The organism is Rhizobium tumorigenes (assembly GCF_003240565.2).
Classification (GTDB): domain Bacteria; phylum Pseudomonadota; class Alphaproteobacteria; order Rhizobiales; family Rhizobiaceae; genus Rhizobium; species Rhizobium tumorigenes.
On record NZ_CP117255.1, the window covers coordinates 915614 to 929952 of the forward strand.

The 14339-nt window shown below is 60.1% G+C and carries 15 protein-coding genes; 5 read left to right on the top strand and 10 right to left on the bottom strand.

All coding sequences use genetic code 11. The annotated features are described in order from the left end of the window. Positions 1–179: 179 nt before the first annotated feature. Positions 180–1970 carry an aspartate--tRNA ligase gene (aspS, locus tag PR017_RS04500; protein WP_111220489.1) on the top strand — a complete coding sequence of 597 codons (1791 nt, stop codon included), beginning with the start codon at positions 180–182 and terminating at the stop codon, positions 1968–1970. Between the two features lie 116 nt (positions 1971–2086). Here the strand turns inward: aspS and PR017_RS04505 are convergent, their stop codons facing one another. Continuing rightward, positions 2087–3277, bottom strand: coding sequence for a YdgA family protein (locus PR017_RS04505; protein WP_111220490.1), 1191 nt, complete (start codon positions 3275–3277; stop codon positions 2087–2089). 229 nt (positions 3278–3506) lie between these two features. Between PR017_RS04505 and parC the strand changes: the two genes are divergently transcribed. Beyond that, complete coding sequence (gene parC / locus PR017_RS04510) at positions 3507–5786, top strand: DNA topoisomerase IV subunit A (RefSeq protein WP_111220491.1); 2280 nt, start codon at positions 3507–3509, stop codon at positions 5784–5786. A 22-nt stretch (positions 5787–5808) separates the two neighbouring features. Here the strand turns inward: parC and PR017_RS04515 are convergent, their stop codons facing one another. The 6 genes from PR017_RS04515 to hemB all read right to left on the bottom strand — a co-directional run bounded on the left by PR017_RS04515 (position 5809) and on the right by hemB (position 9988). Continuing rightward, a complete protein-coding gene (locus PR017_RS04515) occupies positions 5809–6198 on the bottom strand; it encodes a type II toxin-antitoxin system death-on-curing family toxin (protein WP_111220492.1) in 390 nt (129 codons plus the stop codon). After that, positions 6198–6419, bottom strand: coding sequence for an AbrB/MazE/SpoVT family DNA-binding domain-containing protein (locus tag PR017_RS04520; RefSeq protein WP_111220493.1), 222 nt, complete (start codon positions 6417–6419; stop codon positions 6198–6200). The genes PR017_RS04515 and PR017_RS04520 overlap by 1 nt, the downstream gene beginning before the upstream one ends. 65 nt (positions 6420–6484) lie before the next feature. Beyond that, positions 6485–7372, bottom strand: coding sequence for a DMT family transporter (locus PR017_RS04525; RefSeq protein WP_111220494.1), 888 nt, complete (start codon positions 7370–7372; stop codon positions 6485–6487). Then, the gene (locus PR017_RS04530; protein WP_111220495.1) at positions 7373–8146 is read right to left on the bottom strand and encodes an arginyltransferase; all 774 of its coding nucleotides are present in this window, start codon (positions 8144–8146) and stop codon (positions 7373–7375) included. Between the two features lie 158 nt (positions 8147–8304). After that, positions 8305–8763 carry an RDD family protein gene (locus tag PR017_RS04535; protein WP_111220496.1) on the bottom strand — a complete coding sequence of 153 codons (459 nt, stop codon included), beginning with the start codon at positions 8761–8763 and terminating at the stop codon, positions 8305–8307. A gap of 211 nt (positions 8764–8974) precedes the next feature. Then, positions 8975–9988, bottom strand: coding sequence for a porphobilinogen synthase (hemB, locus tag PR017_RS04540; RefSeq protein ID WP_111220497.1), 1014 nt, complete (start codon positions 9986–9988; stop codon positions 8975–8977). Between the two features lie 132 nt (positions 9989–10120). On the opposite strand from hemB, the gene PR017_RS04545 reads away from it, so the two are divergent. Continuing rightward, on the top strand, positions 10121–10558 hold the full coding sequence (locus tag PR017_RS04545) for a DUF6163 family protein (protein WP_111220498.1): 438 nt from the start codon (positions 10121–10123) through the stop codon (positions 10556–10558). 130 nt (positions 10559–10688) lie between these two features. After that, positions 10689–11204, top strand: coding sequence for a transcriptional regulator LdtR (gene ldtR, locus PR017_RS04550; RefSeq protein WP_111220499.1), 516 nt, complete (start codon positions 10689–10691; stop codon positions 11202–11204). Positions 11205–11352: 148 nt separating this feature from the next. On the opposite strand, the gene PR017_RS04555 is transcribed toward ldtR, so the two are convergent. The 3 genes from PR017_RS04555 to PR017_RS04565 all read right to left on the bottom strand — a co-directional run bounded on the left by PR017_RS04555 (position 11353) and on the right by PR017_RS04565 (position 13020). Next, positions 11353–11883 (bottom strand): P-loop nucleotide/nucleoside kinase family protein, encoded by a 531-nt coding sequence (locus PR017_RS04555; protein ID WP_111220500.1) that lies wholly within the window; start codon positions 11881–11883, stop codon positions 11353–11355. Positions 11884–12243: 360 nt separating this feature from the next. Beyond that, the gene (locus PR017_RS04560) at positions 12244–12486 is read right to left on the bottom strand and encodes a hypothetical protein (protein ID WP_111220501.1); all 243 of its coding nucleotides are present in this window, start codon (positions 12484–12486) and stop codon (positions 12244–12246) included. A gap of 156 nt (positions 12487–12642) precedes the next feature. Beyond that, positions 12643–13020 carry a winged helix-turn-helix transcriptional regulator gene (locus tag PR017_RS04565; RefSeq protein ID WP_111220502.1) on the bottom strand — a complete coding sequence of 126 codons (378 nt, stop codon included), beginning with the start codon at positions 13018–13020 and terminating at the stop codon, positions 12643–12645. A 94-nt stretch (positions 13021–13114) separates the two neighbouring features. Between PR017_RS04565 and PR017_RS04570 the strand changes: the two genes are divergently transcribed. Continuing rightward, a complete protein-coding gene (locus PR017_RS04570) occupies positions 13115–14179 on the top strand; it encodes an SDR family oxidoreductase (RefSeq protein ID WP_111220503.1) in 1065 nt (354 codons plus the stop codon). Positions 14180–14339 lie beyond the last annotated feature (160 nt).

Here is a 14339-nt window from a genome sequence, read left to right on the forward strand (position 1 = left end):
GCAACATGGCTGTCTTTCTAGGCGGGGTTTGGCTATAAAGACAACCTCAAACGCGACGAGGCGTGGCAAGTCTTGACAAATGAGGCAGGCCATGCGCTTTTCCGCCCGATTTTCTCGACGGGGAGATCGCGGCATTTCGACCGCCTCTGCCACCGTCCGCCAAGCCCAGGAATAATAAAATGCATCGCTATCGCAGCCATACATGCGCCGCTCTCAGCAAGTCCGACGTCGGGTCGACCGTGCGCATCTCCGGCTGGGTCCATCGCGTCCGCGACCACGGCGGCCTGCTGTTCGTCGACCTCCGCGACCACTACGGCATGACGCAGATCGTCGTCGATCCGGACTCACCGGCCTTCAAACAGGCTGAACTGGTCCGCGGCGAATGGGTCATCCGCGTCGATGGCCTCGTCAAGGCACGCACCGAGGACACCGTCAACAAGACGATGCCGACAGGCGAGATCGAGCTCTACGCACAGGAGATAGAGATCCTGTCCGTCGCCAAAGAGTTGCCGCTGCCGGTTTTCGGCGAACCGGACTATCCGGAAGACGTGCGCCTGAAATACCGCTTCCTCGACCTTCGCCGCGAAACGCTGCACAAGAACATCGTCAAGCGCAGCCAGATCATCTCCGACATCCGCAACCGCATGACGTCGGCCGGCTTCGGCGAATACACGACGCCAATCCTGACGGCCTCGTCGCCGGAAGGCGCGCGCGACTTTCTGGTTCCGTCACGCATCCATCCCGGCACGTTCTTCGCGCTGCCGCAGGCGCCGCAGCAGTACAAGCAGCTGTTGATGGTGGCCGGCTTCGACCGCTACTTCCAGATCGCGCCCTGCTTCCGCGACGAAGACCCGCGCGCCGACCGCCTGCCGGGCGAATTCTACCAGCTCGACATGGAAATGAGCTTCGTCACCCAGGAAGATGTCTGGGACACGATGGCGCCGATCATGACCTCGGTCTTCGAGCAGTTTGCTGAAGGCAAGCCCGTCACCAAGGATTGGCCGCGTATTCCTTATGACGTGTCGATCCGCAAATACGGCTCCGACAAGCCCGACCTGCGCAACCCGATCGAAATGCAGGCCGTCACCGAGCATTTTGCTGGCTCCGGATTCAAGGTGTTCGCCGGCATGATCGCGTCGAACCCGAAGGTCGAAGTCTGGGCTATCCCTGCCAAGACCGGCGGTAGCCGCGCGTTTTGCGACCGCATGAACGTCTGGGCCCAGTCACTCGGCCAGCCGGGCCTAGGCTACATCTTCTGGAAGGAAGAAGACGGCAAGATCGTCGGCGCTGGTCCGCTCGCCAAGAACATCGGCGAAGAGCGCACCGAAGCACTGCGCGTGCAGCTCGGCCTCGAAGCCGGCGACGCCAGCTTCTTCGTCGCCGGCGAACCGGCCAAATTCTACAAGTTTGCGGGCGAGGCGCGCACCAAGGCTGGCGAAGACCTGAACCTCGTCGACCGCGACCGCTTCGAGCTGTGCTGGATCATCGACTTCCCGTTCTACGAATGGAGCGAGGAAGAAAAAAAGGTCGACTTCGCGCACAACCCGTTCTCGATGCCGCAGGGTGGCCTCGAGGCACTGCAGACGCAGGATCCGCTGTCGCTGAAGGCCTACCAGTACGACGCCGTCTGCAATGGCTTCGAAATCGCCTCGGGCTCGATCCGTAACCAGTCGCCGGAAGCCATGGTCAAGGCCTTCGAACTGGTCGGACTCAGCCAGACCGATGTCGAGGAGCGTTTCGGCGGCATGTACCGTGCATTCCAGTACGGCGCCCCTCCGCACGGCGGCTGCGCCTTCGGTATCGATCGCGTCGTGATGCTGCTGCTCGGTGCGAAGAACCTGCGCGAGATCACGTTGTTCCCGATGAACCAGCAGGCCCAGGATCTGCTGATGAACGCCCCGTCTCCGGCAGCGCCGAAGCAGCTCATGGAGCTGTCGCTGCGCGTTATTCCGCCGATCAAGAAGGACTGATCTCGGTCTCCAGACCGTTGTAAATTGGAACCCGGTGGCGAAAGCTGCCGGGTTTTTTCCTACAAAAAACCCGGCGATACGATCGCCGGGTTGTGTTCATACATTCGAACTGAGGATCAATCGTTGGCTGATACCTTCAGCCCGATGACCTTTGGAATGGTGTTCGGCGCACCCATGGCGGCGCCGACGATCATCGGGAAGGGGACCGGCTTTTCCGGCGAAGCATTCAGCGTGAAGCTCTGCGGATTGTCGAGGTAGCTGTTGATTGCGGCAGAGACCGAGTTCTGCAGTTCCGGGATGTTCAATTGCGCCAGCATGATCGGTGCCAGGCCCTTCAGCGTGTTGGCCATCTGCGCGCCCGTGACGTTCTGCGTCGAACCGGCATAATCCAGCAGCCGCTTGGTGATGGAGGCGTCCTTGAAGTGGATCTCGGCGCTGTCGAGTGTCAGTTGCTGCATCAGCCCCATCATGGCAAGGCCGGTGGCCTGCTGGGCTGCCTGCTTGTCGGGGTTTGCCTGCGCAGCTTTTGCAGCCTCCTGCAGCGACTTCATGAACTCCATCGTATAGCCGGAGATCGCCAGCGACAGGTCGAGGCGGCCGATATTGTCGAGGTCGAGGCCGAGGTCTTCGACTGTGACGGTGCCGGGCTTGATCTCCCATCCGCCCTTCATCGTCAGTGCGCCGGAAACGTGCTGCAGGGCAAGCTTGTTGATGGTGTCCTGCGATGCCGGATCCTTGACATCGGACAGGTCCGCCTTGATCGCGTTGACGTTGCCGCTAAATTCAAAGCCTGAATCGTCATGGGTCGGCGTCAGCGCGAAATCCATGTCTTTCACCGACAAGACTTCCTTGCCTTCCTTGGTGACCGTCAGAGGGCCCGTGTGGGCTTTGGAATAGAGCAGCATTCCGTCGATGCCTTCGGCATTGGCGTCGGCCGGTACCGTTACTCCACCCAGGAACATGTCGCTTGCGGTATAGGTCACGCCTTCGTTGGTCACCGAAATATCCGGAAACGTCACCTTGTCGATGGCATAGCCGCCGTCGCTTTCTTCCGTGACGTCGCTCATCGTTACCTTGCCGAGGAGAACGCCCTGGCCGCCGGACAGCGGCTTGAACGAAGCGCCCTTGAGCATCACCGTCGTGTCGTCGACATCGACGCTATCAGTTTCGAGAACGACACCCTGCCGAGCATAGGCAGCATTCATTTTTTTCAGGAGATCGTTGCCATCCAGCGCGAAGGCCGAGCTTGCGAGTGAAAGAATGGCGGCGCTGGACAGCATCAGCCGGGTTGTCCGGTAAAAAGTCATGTCGGGCTTTTCCTCATTGGCCAAGTGACAAATCGATATGTAGTGTAGACGTGTGGAGCCGGGTTTGTATCGCCCGTGTCTAAAATTCTGGTGAATTGCAATAGGGAAATGCGCTCCAAGTCTCTTCACTGTTGCATTGCGGTCAATCTAGGGCGCTGTGCGGGTTAATCCACAGGCTGATACCCCTGTATTCCTTGCCGGACATCATCTTCTCCGCTAGGCAAAGCCTATGGGACAAGAGATTTTGCCGCCTTCTGGCGGGGGCGATGACGGTATTCTGCCGATTGATCTGAAGGCGGCGCTCGAGGAGCGATATCTTGCCTATGCGCTATCGACGATCATGCACCGGGCGCTGCCTGACGTACGCGATGGCCTGAAGCCCGTCCATCGCCGCATCATCCACGCGATGAGCGAAATGGGCATCCGCGCCAACTCGTCGTTCAAGAAAAGCGCCCGCATCGTCGGCGATGTCATCGGTAAGTTCCACCCGCATGGCGACCAGTCGGTCTACGACGCGCTCGTCCGTCTGGCCCAGGATTTTTCGCAACGCTATCCCATCGTCGATGGCCAGGGCAACTTCGGCAATATCGATGGAGATAGCGCGGCTGCCTATCGATACACCGAAGCCCGCATGACCGATGTGGCGACGCTGTTGCTCGAGGGTATCGACCAGGACGCAGTCGACTTCCGTCCGACCTACAACGAGGAAGACAGCGAGCCGGTCGTCATGCCGGGCGCCTTCCCGAACTTGCTCGCCAACGGCACGTCCGGCATCGCCGTCGGCATGGCGACATCCATTCCGCCGCATAACGCTCACGAGCTCTGCGCCGCCGCGTTGCATCTGATCAAGCATCCGGATGCCACGGTCGAAGACCTGATGGCCGATCCGAACAATCGCGAGAAGGGTGGCATCGAGGGCCCCGACCTGCCGACCGGCGGTATCATCATCGACAGCCGCGAAAGCATTGTTGAGGCCTACAAGACGGGGCGCGGCGGTTTTCGCGTTCGCGCCAAATGGGCGGTCGAGGATCTCGGCCGTGGCGGCTACCAGATCGTCGTCACCGAAATCCCGTTCCAGGTGCAGAAGTCGCGGCTGATCGAAAAGCTCGCCGAGCTGCTCAACGCCCGCCGCCTGCCGCTGCTGGAAGACGTGCGCGATGAATCCGCCGAGGATGTCCGGCTCATCCTGGTGCCGAAGAGCCGCACGGTCGACCCGACGATCCTGATGGAATCGATCTTCAAGCTGTCGGAGCTCGAAAACCGTATTCCGCTCAACATGAATGTGCTCTCCATGGGCCGCATTCCGCGCGTCATGGCGCTGAACGAAGTACTGCTGGAGTGGCTGGCACATCGCAAGGACGTGCTGATCCGTCGCTCGAAGTTCCGGCTCGCAGCGATTGATCGCCGGCTCGAAATCCTGGGCGGTCTGCTGATTGCCTATCTCAACCTCGACGAGGTGATCCGGATCATCCGCGAGGAGGACGAGCCGAAGCCGGCCTTGATCGCCCGGTTTGGCGTCACCGACATCCAGGCTGAAGCCATCCTCAACATGCGTCTGCGCAACTTGCGCAAGCTCGAGGAATTCGAAATCCGCACCGAATTCGATGCCCTGTCGAAGGAGAAGGCAGAGATCGAGGCGTTGCTTGCCTCCGATGAAAAACTCTGGGCGACGATTGCCTGGGAGATCGGCGAAGTCCGCAAGAAATACGCCAAGGCGACAAAACTCGGCGCCCGCCGCACCGTCTTTGCCGACGCGCCCGATACCGATCTCGAAGCTATCCAGCAGGCGATGATCGAGAAGGAGCCGGTCACCATCGTCATCTCGGAAAAGGGCTGGATAAGGGCGCTGAAGGGTCATATCTCGGACACCTCATCGCTGACCTTCAAGGAAGGCGATGCGCTGCGCCTGGCGTTCCCGGCCCAGACAACCGACAAGCTGCTGATCGTCACCACCGGCGGCAAGGCCTACACGCTCGGCGCCGACAAGCTGCCCGGCGGGCGCGGCCATGGCGAACCGCTGCGTCTCATCGTCGAGATGGAAAACGACCAGGACGTACTGACCGCCTTCATTCATGATCCACATCGCAAGCTGTTGATCGTCTCGACCGAGGGCAACGGCTTTATCGTTCCTGAAGCGGAGATGGCTGCCAACACCCGCAAGGGCAAGCAGATCATGAATGTATCGATGCCGGCAGAGGCCAAGCTGCTCGTGCCGGTCAAGGGTAATCATCTGGCAGTGGTCGGCGAAAACCGCAAGATGGTGGTCTTCCCGCTTGCGCAGATCCCCGAAATGTCGCGCGGCAAGGGCGTACGCCTTCAGCGCTACAAGGATGGCGGAATTTCTGATGTCCGTTGCTTCAGCCTTGCCGACGGGTTGACCTGGGCTGACAGCGCAGGCCGCAGCTTTACGAGATCGAAGGATGACCTGATCGAGTGGCTAGGCGACCGCGGTGCCGCAGGCCGAGCCGTGCCGAAGGGCTTCCCTCGCAGCGGTAAATTCTCGGGCTAGCGAGCGAGGCCACCTGCGTGGGCTACTCCGGCAGGGGCACGCTCATATCACGCAGAAAGCGCGTCGCGCCGTCTTCGTCTATTTCGCCGGCGGCGATGCCGAGGACGAACGTGTAAAGATTGACGTCGGTCGTCTCGATTTCGAACCCGTTTTCCATCAAGAACACGGCAGCTGCGACGATGCCGATGCGCTTGTTGCCGTCAATGAACGCATGATTCTTGACGAGCCCGAAAATATAGGCCGCGGCAAGTTCGAAAATATCGTCGCAGCCATAACTTTCTTTGTTAATGGGGCGAGCAAGTGCGGATTCCAGCATTCCTTCATCGCGCAGCCCGGATGCACCGCCAAACCTCTCGATCTGCATTCGGTGCAGTTCTTCGACGAGGGAGCGGCCGAGAAAGATGATCTCCATCACTCGGCCAGCTTTTTGAGAGCCACCTTGTACTTTTCCATGAAGCGCTGGGCGTGATCCATCTGCCGGGAAATATCCTCGGCAATGGGTCGCATTTGCAGATTGCCATTGTCTGTACTCAGAGCCAGCTGATCGCCAGCCTTAAGGCCTAGGCGATCGAGAACCTCCTTCGGCAGGATCACACCTTCAGAATTGCCGATCTTGCGAATGATGACGTTCATAGCTCTCGCTCCGATGTTGTAACTGTGTTATAACACGAGCAACGACGGGCTGCAAGTCCGTGTCGTTATCCAGCCAGCGCTGCTTGACGACCCTTCGTTCGGGCCTGCCAGAGCGAGTGGCTCGCCAGCGCGACCATCATGACGGAGCCGCCGATCAATGTCATCGGGCGCGGTGTCTCCTCAAAGATCATCCAGATCCAGACAGGTGCCAGGATGGTTTCGAGCAGGTAGAACATCGCCACCTCCGGGCCGGACAGGTATCGAGGGCCTGTGGCAAGGCACCAGAAGGCGAGCGGCATCATCAGGCCGCCGTCGAGGAGGATCCAGAAGGGGTGATCGACGACCAGCCCTGAGGGCAGGGCATAGGATAGCCCGATCGCCGCCGGGATGACCGTCGCCAGCAGCGGCATGAAGCCCATTCCCCGCTTCGAGCCCCGGCCGATGGTGATGGCACAGGCGGTGGTCAGCGCCGAAATGGCCGATAGCAGGTCGCCGAGCCAATGTCCGCCGCCGACGCCATCGCCAACGATCAGCCCAACGCCCACCAGCATGGCAAGCATGGTGGCTATTGTGACGTTCGACGGTCGCTCGCCGATCACGAACCATGCGAGGAGGGCCGCAAACATCGGATTGAAGGCGAGGATGAACACCACATTGGCGGCGCTGGTGTAATAGACCGCGAGGATGAAGGTGACAGTGCCGATACCGTAGAACAGGCCAACCCAGAGGCCGGTTGCGCCCGGCAGCAGCAGGCGCCATGGCTGTCCGCCCGCCCTGAGGACCAGCAGCAGGATAATGCCGACAGAAAGGGTGACGATATTGCGCAGGCCGAGGATCGACCAGGCTTCACCGCTGGAAAGACGGATGAGCGGGATGTCCATCGATAGCGCGAGGCCGCCGATGGTCGTCAGCAGGAGGCCCTTGCCATGGTCGGATAAGGCTGAAAATCCCATTCAGACAGCGTTGGGGTCGAGGGAGGCCGGGTCAAATCGTTCCCATCCGCGCGGGGTCAGATGCTCCTGCGGCTGGTAGCGCGTCTTGTAGTCCATCTTGCGAGAGCCGTTGACCCAGTATCCGAGGTAGACATGCGGCAGGCCGAGCAGCTTGGCGCGGCGGATATGGTCGAGGATCATGAAGGTGCCGAGCGAGCGCTTGTCGAGTGCTGGATTATAGTAAGAGTACACCATCGACAGGCCGTCGCTCATGACGTCGGTGAGGGCTGCGGCCATCAGTTCGCCTGTCGGACGCTCCTGCAGGCCAGAACCTTCCTCGCGGCGGCGATACTCGATTATGCGTGTATTGACATGGGTATCCTCGACCATGATGGCGTAGTCGAGCACCGTCATGTCGGACATACCACCCTGCTGGTGTCGGTCATCGAGATAACGGCGAAACAGCGAATATTGCTCGCTCGAGGGCTGGGCCGGAAATTCCGTTGCGATGATGTCCTCGTTTGTCGCCACGACGCGGTTCATGGATCGTGTCGCTTGGAACTCCTGGGCGAGGATACGCACGGAGACGCACGCACGGCACGCTTCGCAAGCCGGGCGATAGGCAATGTTCTGCGAGCGCCTGAAGCCGCCCTGGGTAAGGATGTCGTTCATCTCCGTGGCGCGTGCGCCGACCAGATGCGTGAACACCTTCCGCTCCATTTCGTGCGGCAGGTAAGGGCAGGCAGCCGGAGCGGTCAGATAGAACTGCGGAGATGGCGTTGTCTGCGTGTTCATCAGCCGAAAATCGACCTCTCGTCAGTCGTCAAAAGTGTGCCCGTTCAAGCATGGCGAAAGAATGCGAAACGTCAACACCGGTAATTGCTCCCGGGCTGACGTTTTGTCGCTTCTGCGAAACAAACTTCAATACTGCAAAGATATAGGCGCGACTTGCCTCAAATCGAGCGTACGGTCACCGTTCCGATCAGCAGGTCGTGCAGGAGCCTGCTGCGGTCGGTGAACAAGCCGACGAGCAGCACCAGCGGCGTCAGTACCGAGTTGAGGATCCAGAACAGCACGAGATGGACGATTGCCGTCATGAAATCGATGCGCTGCCCGTCGATGCGGCGCATGCCTATGCCGACCGAGCGCATGCCGAGTGACGCCTGCGCTGGTCCGCCGACAGTCATGCCGAAATACAAGCCTGCAACGATGACGAACAACGCCGGATAGAGGAAGAACCCGAGCCCAAGCGTGGCCACGGACACGATGAACAGCAGGATGCCGGCCGGAATGCACAGCAGGGCAACGATGAAGTAATCGAGGATGAACGCGAACACGCGGCGGCTGAGGACGCCGCTATAGGTGCGCCAGTCGTCCTGTACGGCGGGAATTGGGCTAGGGTTCAACGACATCATCGTGCTCCGCGTTTACGTCTGTAGAGATATGGTATGGCCGCCGGGAAATCGCAAGAGCACTGAGAAAACGGCCCCCGCCATGAGGGCGAGGATGAGGGGAGGCGGGAGACGCGCCGCAAACGAGGTCCTCCGTGCAGCAACGGGCATGCCCAATAGTGTCATCGCGGCGCCACAGCAATCACCTGCCCCTCCCGACAGCAGGTTGCTCTCACCTCTTGGCAAGCGCCTTGGCGACGTCGATGGCGAAATAGGTCAGGATGCCGTCGCATCCGGCGCGCTTGAAGGAGAGCAGGGTTTCCATCATGGCCCGGTCGCCGTCAATCCAGCCGTTCATCGCCGCCGCCTTGATCTGCGAGTATTCGCCAGACACCTGGTAGGCATAGGTCGGCAGGCCGAACGCCTCTTTCAGCCGCCAACAGATATCGAGATAGGGCAGGCCGGGCTTGACCATCAGCATGTCGGCGCCTTCCTCGACGTCCATCGCCGCCTCGCGCAGCGCTTCGGTGCCGTTGGCGGAGTCGATGTAATAGCTCTTCTTGTCGCCCTTCAGCAGGCTGCCCGTGTTGATCGCCTCGCGGTACGGGCCATAGAACGCGGAGGAAAACTTCGTCGCATAGGACATGATGCCGACCATCTGGTGGCCGTGCGCGTCCAGCGCGCGACGGATCGCGCCGATGCGGCCGTCCATCATGTCCGACGGGGCGATAATGTCGGCGCCGGCATCGGCCTGGACGATGGCCGCCCGGACGATCTGGTCAACCGTCTCGTCATTGATGATCTCGCCATCGCGGAGGATGCCGTCATGGCCATGGCTGGTGAAAGGGTCGAGCGCCACGTCGGTGATGATACCGATGTTGGGAACTTCCCTCTTGATGGCCCTGGTTGCGAGATTGATCAGGTTGTTCGCCTCAAGGCTCTGCGAGCCCGTCTGGTCGCGCAGTGCCATCTCGACGTCTGGAAAGGTGGCAATCGCCGGAATGCCGAGATCGGCGGCCGTCCTGGCGGCCTCGACCGCCTTGTCTATGGTCATGCGGTTGACCCCGGGCATGGCCGTGATCGGATCCACGATACCGGTACCGGGAATGAGAAAGATCGGCCAGATGAGATCGTCGACTGTCACCCGGTTTTCCTGCACCATGCGACGGGTCCAGTCGGCCTTGCGATTGCGGCGCATGCGCCGATGGCCGGTGATCTCGTCCACCAGGTGGGTCTTGTCCGACATGTCGGTCGTCCTTTATCTATGTCCTTGTATAGGCCGCTCATTAGCATGGTGGCGACACAAAATAAAACCAGACGAAAGGCCGCAGCCATCAAGCCGCTGGCGAGGTGCCAATTGCCTGCCTATGATTTGCCCATGAAACATGATTCTTCCGCCATCCCGAAACGCAGCGTCCTGGACATCCTGTTCATCGTCTTCTTGCGCCTGATCGCCGTGTCCTGCCTATGGTTCGGGCTGCAATACTGGTCGATGCTGGTGGGCTATTCGCTGGCTGGCCAGGGCCGCTTCGATTTGCTGAGTCTGCCCTGGAAGGTCGCCGGCGCAGGCCTTGCCGTCGTTTTTCCCGTTGCAGCCCTCGGCCTGTGGCTGACGGTGTCCTGGGGACCGGTGATCTGGCTCTGCGCTGCGGGCGGCCAAGCGCTTATGTACGGGGTTTGGCCGCAGATGTTCGGCAGCAATCCGCTGGTGATGATACTGCATGCCGCAGTGGTCATTCTCTACTGCGTTTTTCGCGTCATGCTCTACGTGGAGAAGCGGCAGCGCCGCAAAAGTGTAACCGTTGATTTACCCTGAGACACATCGGGCCTTTGGTAAGGTGCTGTTAAGCCTGCAGTTTAAGTAGAATTTTATGTGTATTCGATAGTGTCTGTCTCAAGGCGGGAAGAAAACCAACACCGCCAAACAAAACAGTGAGGCAGTCATCATGAACACGAAAATCAAGCCGCAGGCCGTGTCTCCCGCCCAGGACGTCAAGGTCGAAGCCATCCGCGATCTCTACATGGAATCGCTGCATCTGGTCGAGCGTCTCCACCGCCGTCTCCTCGATGTCATCAAGGACGAGTTCGACCGCCAGGGTCGCAGCGACGTCAACGCCATCCAGGCACTTCTGCTTTTCAACATCGGCAACTCGGAACTGACCGCCGGCGAACTTCGCTCACGCGGCTATTATCTGGGCTCGAACGTTTCCTATAACGTTAAGAAGCTCGTCGATCTCGGCTTCATCAATCACCAGCGCTCCCGTATCGACCGTCGCTCGGTCCGCATCAGCCTGACCGACAGCGGCCAGGACATTGCCGAGACTGTCGCCAAACTCTATGAGCGCCACATCGGCTCGATCGACAAGGTCGGCGGCATCGGCACCGACGAATTCACTCAGATGAACAAGCTCCTGCAGCGCCTCGACCGCTTCTGGAACGATAGCATCATGTACCGCTTGTAAAATCTGCCGGGCCGTTATCCCAGATGGCCCGACCGAGACCTCCAGTTGGTCATGAAGGTGCAATCATGCGGTGACGCGTGGTTGCACCTGCTGGCGTTTGTGCGGGGAAGACGAGGTCCCGATGGACTGCGACCGGCGGATCTACCTGTCAGATCGACAAGGTTTTCCGTGCAGCGTCAGGCATGACCGCGAGGATTTCCGCAATGCTTTCGTCGACGGACAGGCGTGCGCTGTCGAGAATGAGGTGCGGGCTATCCCATGGCTCGTAATGGCGATGAACGACATCGTCCCAGGTCGGCAGCTTCAATCCTTCGACAGTCGACGGTCGATTTTCCACACGATGCCGATGCATCTCTTGGTCAGAACATACGACCTCGACCTCGATGAGGCCAACTTTTACCTCGGCTGCGATGTCCCTGAAGGCTGCACGGGTAATTTCGATAGGATTGACAGAGTCGGCAATCACGAATTGACCCAGGGCGAGATTGTCTGCAGCAATGCGGTATCCGGTCATGTAGCCGGCCGCACCTACGTCCATGTCAGGCGGTAAAATCTCGGCAGCACGAATGGCCTGCTCGATGGAGTCTATGCGCAGATAAAATGCCTTGGTCCGGCTTGCCAAGGCTTGGGCGATGGTGCTTTTTCCGCTGCCGGGCAGTCCGCCAAAGATAACAAACATTCGACAATTCCCCGTCGTTCGCACACGACTTCAGTTGCCCCCACGTCTCACGGCGGCGTCGGCGATATTCTACCGTTGCCTCTGCAACAGTTCTATCATCGCCTCTCGATTGTTCGCGAATTCCAAATGCAGCGTTTTACCTTTCGCCGCCAAGTCGTCACAGAAACGTAACGAAAACAATGCTATTTCGACCCTGCGAGATCACGTGCCATCTGCAAATTTTGACGGGCCGTTATCCCAGATGACCCGGCAGAGACCTCCGGTTGGTGCCTGAAGGGCGCGACAGCGCAGCGATGTGCGGTTGCGCCCGCTGGTATTTCGGGCGCCACCTGTCGTGGGGATATTAGCTGGCAGTCGTGATTATCTAGCAGTCTTGGTCATCAGGGCGCGACCGGCATTGCGGATGGTCAAAGCCGAATCGGCCATCGGTGCGACGAGGCCGGCGGCGATGGCAGCCGTCAAGGCTTCTGCGTAATCTTCGCCTTCGAGGCCGTGCTTCTTGGAGTGATTGAGGACGGCGCCGCGGGTGGAGGTCGGCGAGGCGCCGAAACGGCTGTTCTGAAAGGCGTTGACGATGATCAGGTATTTTTCGTCCAGGGTCATGATAGCTCCGATGCGGTTCCGGTGGTGCTACCAGTAAGCGAGGCCAAGCGATACCTTCGTTCTGCACGGGTGGCGGATTTCTTGCAAGATTTGGCTGTCCGTCCGTTTTTTTGCGCATGTTTCGGTCTGCCCTGACACGGGTCAGCCAATCTCCACCTAGCCGCGCCGGCGCGACTTCGGTCTGGACGCCAGCTGATCGAGGGCGCCGGGATGGGCTTTTCCCCAGTTATAGAGCATCTCGATCGGCTCGACGAACTCGATGCCGAGCGGCGTCAGGCTGTATTCGACGCGCGGCGGGACAACGTCGAACACCTGCCGCGTCACCAACCCGTCATTTTCCATCTCTCGGAGCGTCTGCGTCAGCATCTTCTTGCTGATGCCGGGCAGGCTGCGCTGCAGAACGCCGGTGCGGCAGGTTCCACCGTGCAGCGTATGCAGAGCGTGCAGCACCATGCTCGTCCACTTGACGCTGAAGAGTTCCAGCACCCGGCGGGGCGCGCAGTCTTCTTCGTGGGTCGGTATATCGTCTTTCATGGGCACCTCCCGGTGGCTATGGCACTTAACGGTGCCTTCTAGCAGAGCCTGCGCAAATTGCCTATTTCCTCTTCAGCAAAAGGAGTTTGGAAACATGACGAAATCAGCCCTCATCATTGGCGCCACCGGCATTGTCGGCAATAATCTCGCCCGCCATCTCATCGACAAGGGTTTCGAGGTCGCAGGCCTCGCCCGCAATCCGGCAAGCGACATTGCCGGCCTGCGCCCAGTCGCAGCCAACCTGCTCGATCCCGAAAGTCTCGCCTCCGCCGTGCGCGACCTGAAGCCGACCCATGTCTTCTTCAGCACATGGTCGCGTCAGGCGACTGAACTCGAAAATATCCGCGTCAACGGCGCGATGGTAAAGAACCTGCTCGATGCGCTCCGCCCACACAAGTCGGTGGAGCATGTGGCGCTGGTCACTGGCCTCAAGCATTATCTCGGGCCTTTCGAGGCTTACGGCAAAGGCGTGTTGCCGGCCACACCGTTCCGCGAGGAGCAGGGTCGCCTCGAAGTCGATAATTTCTACTATGCCCAGGAAGACGAGGTTTTCGCCGCCGCCAAGACCGATGGCTTTAGCTGGAGCGTCCACCGCCCACACACCATCATCGGCTACGCACTCGGCAACGCCATGAACATGGGCGTGACGCTTGCCGTCTACGCCTCGATTTGCAAGGCGACCGGCCGTCCCTTCATCTTCCCGGGCTCGCCGATGCAGTGGAACGGCTTGTCGGACATGACCGATGCCCGCCTGCTCGCCCGCCATCTGGAATGGGCCTCGACCACGGACGCAGCCCGGAACAAGGATTTCAACGTCGTCAACGGCGATGTCTTCCGCTGGAGCTGGATGTGGCAGCGCATCGCCGCGTGGTTCGACATCGAGCCACAGCCGCTGCCATCCGAAATGACGACGCTCGAATCGCAGCTCGCTGATGCTGGCCCGATCTGGGCGGACATTGCCGCCAAGAACGGTCTTGCGGAACATGACATCGACAAGCTCGCCTCCGCCTGGCACACCGACGCCGATCTCGGCCGCCCTATCGAGGTCATGACCGACATGAGCAAGAGCCGCAAACTCGGTTTCCTCGACTACCAGGCTACCGACGACAGCTTCACGGACCTCTTCACCCGCCTCCGGGAAGCCCGCATCATACCCTGAGTGAAGACAGCACGGCCGGGGATGGGCATGGTTCCGTCCACCCCCGGCCGTGCTTCTATCATCCCTGGTCACGTAGCTCGTAATCCTTGGCCCCGTCGCTCGTCATCCTCGGGCTTGACCCGAGGACCCACGACCTCCGAGTGTTTTATGGCTCCTCGGG

Coding starts and splice junctions, on each gene's coding strand:
- aspS (WP_111220489.1), top strand. CDS start 180: ATGCATCGCTATCGCAGCCATACATGCGCCGCTCTCAGCAAGTCCGAC.
- PR017_RS04505 (WP_111220490.1), bottom strand. CDS start 3,277: ATGACTTTTTACCGGACAACCCGGCTGATGCTGTCCAGCGCCGCCATT.
- parC (WP_111220491.1), top strand. CDS start 3,507: ATGGGACAAGAGATTTTGCCGCCTTCTGGCGGGGGCGATGACGGTATT.
- PR017_RS04515 (WP_111220492.1), bottom strand. CDS start 6,198: ATGGAGATCATCTTTCTCGGCCGCTCCCTCGTCGAAGAACTGCACCGA.
- PR017_RS04520 (WP_111220493.1), bottom strand. CDS start 6,419: ATGAACGTCATCATTCGCAAGATCGGCAATTCTGAAGGTGTGATCCTG.
- PR017_RS04525 (WP_111220494.1), bottom strand. CDS start 7,372: ATGGGATTTTCAGCCTTATCCGACCATGGCAAGGGCCTCCTGCTGACG.
- PR017_RS04530 (WP_111220495.1), bottom strand. CDS start 8,146: ATGAACACGCAGACAACGCCATCTCCGCAGTTCTATCTGACCGCTCCG.
- PR017_RS04535 (WP_111220496.1), bottom strand. CDS start 8,763: ATGTCGTTGAACCCTAGCCCAATTCCCGCCGTACAGGACGACTGGCGC.
- hemB (WP_111220497.1), bottom strand. CDS start 9,988: ATGTCGGACAAGACCCACCTGGTGGACGAGATCACCGGCCATCGGCGC.
- PR017_RS04545 (WP_111220498.1), top strand. CDS start 10,121: ATGAAACATGATTCTTCCGCCATCCCGAAACGCAGCGTCCTGGACATC.
- ldtR (WP_111220499.1), top strand. CDS start 10,689: ATGAACACGAAAATCAAGCCGCAGGCCGTGTCTCCCGCCCAGGACGTC.
- PR017_RS04555 (WP_111220500.1), bottom strand. CDS start 11,883: ATGTTTGTTATCTTTGGCGGACTGCCCGGCAGCGGAAAAAGCACCATC.
- PR017_RS04560 (WP_111220501.1), bottom strand. CDS start 12,486: ATGACCCTGGACGAAAAATACCTGATCATCGTCAACGCCTTTCAGAAC.
- PR017_RS04565 (WP_111220502.1), bottom strand. CDS start 13,020: ATGAAAGACGATATACCGACCCACGAAGAAGACTGCGCGCCCCGCCGG.
- PR017_RS04570 (WP_111220503.1), top strand. CDS start 13,115: ATGACGAAATCAGCCCTCATCATTGGCGCCACCGGCATTGTCGGCAAT.